We start from the raw sequence: 2,138 nt of genomic DNA, 5'->3' as shown, positions 1-2,138 counted from the left end.
TAAAGGTTCATTTTATGATCAAATGTTATAGTGTATCCTCGTTCCCATCGCTTTTGCGTGGGAGGGCAGACCAAAATCAGAACAACCAATCAACTCCATTCCACCGTCAGGTAACCAAAGCACCAAACAACTACCTCTAAAACCCTCTACGGTACAATAAATCATCAACGCGTGAAGTGTTGCTGATCTTCTTTTTTATTGATAGCGCTAGCCTATTGGGGGAGTTAAGTAGTGGGTTGTCACCAGACCCTAAATTTTAGCGTAGCAATATCCAAGGTGCCCTTTAGTATAAAAACCCAAACAACCAAAGAGGTATCTTGTTAAAAGCACCTACTTCCAAGTCATCTGCGACAATATAACTATGCTCTATATTTTTGATCTGTTTATTGCTTTTTCCCGCTCCACCGACCTCAAATGTGTATTTGTCATTAACGATAAAATCTCCATTTTTTGGATAATTAATAGTATGATTATAGGATATCGTTGAAGCAAAAAAAGTCTCTCTTGTCGTCCCCTCTTTCGGACTATCACAAAATATTGAGAATAAGTTTGTATTATCCAGATAAAGTTTTTCCGGTTTTGATATGATACTCACACCACTGGATCTTGCACCAATGATCCTTATCAGTCCAGCTGCTTGTAATATACCAAGGTATTTATAAAGTGTTCGCTGGTTAAGTTCTACTGCACCGCATAGCTTTGATATATTGATATCGAAAGGCTCACTTTGACAAAGCATGATCATCATCTTCTTCAAAGCATTGATCTTGTCATACTCTATAGCATAGATGGCTGGCAGATCTGTTTCAAGTACTTGCATTGAAGCACAGAGAAGCTTTTGTACATAGCTCTCTTTTCCATCTCTGTAATAGGGATAAGCGCCACTCTTTAAATACGCTTTAAAATATGCCAGTGGTTTTACTTTTGACAAGATAGTGACTGCCAACATGGAATGATTACTAATGATCTCATCTAGCGGATAAGAGACCAGTTCCTCGCCTGTTTCAAGTTCCAGGTATTCTCTAAACGAGAGAACAGGCAGCTTATAGAGGACTGCTCTTCTGCTAAGATCTGCTTTGGCGTTATCAATAGCTACAGCACTCGAGCCCGTAAAGATCACTTGAAGATCAAAGAAACTATCATAGATCAGCTTTAGATCAATCTCAAACGCTTTGATCTTATGGATCTCATCTATGATCAAGACTTTTCCACCCAACTTTTGAAAATCATCCGCTATTGAAAACAGCCCTTGTTGTGCCACTACCGGATGATCTGCTATAAGGTACAGTGTCTCTTTATCGAATACTTCCTCTCTCAAATACTGCAATAAAATGGTGGTTTTCCCAACCCCCCGAGAACCAATCAAACCAATAAGTCGTTCATTGAAATCTATCACATTGTACAAAAACCGTTTATATTCAGGAACTTTTTGTGATTTTATTTGATTGGAGAGGGTTAACAATTGCTCTATCATTTAGCATCCTTATACAAAATTATACCTTATTTTTTTGTATTTAAGTACAATAATAATTCATTTATTCTATGATTCTTTAAATAATAAGCTAAAAAACTTACTGTCACACGAAGCACTTGGGTGTGCCCATATTGTGCCTAATAGTTGTCGTCAGTGGTCACAATAATCTTTGTAACGCCATATTTTAGGGCCACTTTGATCCCTGGCAGCGACGAGGTCAGCGGTTCGATAGAGCTATGCTCCACCATTTCCTCAATTACAATTCATCAAAATCATTCAAAACTCTTCACCATTTAAGCTAAAATAGGTCTCTATAGCAATTTCATGCTTCAAAACTATTCAAAGTAATATAATCGCCTATTCAAATAACAAGTGCGGTAAGGATGTGCAAAGTAGAAGTCTGTTTCTAATGATTTGGATATTCTTTACATGATACCCTTTTATTCGCTTGGTAAAACTACGCCCATTCAAATAATAAGCTCCGCCCTATTTTTTAAAGACTGTAGCGTAGCAATATCCAAGATGCCCTTTAGTATAAAAACCCAAATAACCAGAGCGGGATCTTGTTACCAAATCCTATTTCAATGTCATCGGAGGCTATAAAGCTATTTTCAACATCTTTGATCTGTTTAAACGACTTGTCCTTACCCCCTATTTCAAATAT

1 protein-coding gene and 1 pseudogene are annotated in these 2,138 nt (G+C 37.3%); both read right to left on the bottom strand.

The window, feature by feature from the left end:
• Nucleotides 1–283 precede the first annotated feature (283 nt).
• Nucleotides 284–1,474: an AAA family ATPase gene (locus ABYK33_RS15540; protein WP_373034232.1), complete on the bottom strand. Its 1,191-nt coding sequence runs from the start codon at nucleotides 1,472–1,474 to the stop codon at nucleotides 284–286.
• Between the two features lie 529 nt (nucleotides 1,475–2,003).
• Nucleotides 2,004–2,138, bottom strand: a pseudogene (locus ABYK33_RS15535) (3-dehydroquinate dehydratase); the annotation flags it as partial.

Source organism: Sulfurovum sp. (assembly GCF_041562805.1).
Classification (GTDB): Bacteria; Campylobacterota; Campylobacteria; order Campylobacterales; family Sulfurovaceae; genus Sulfurovum.
This window is presented reverse-complemented; position numbering and strand designations above follow the sequence as displayed.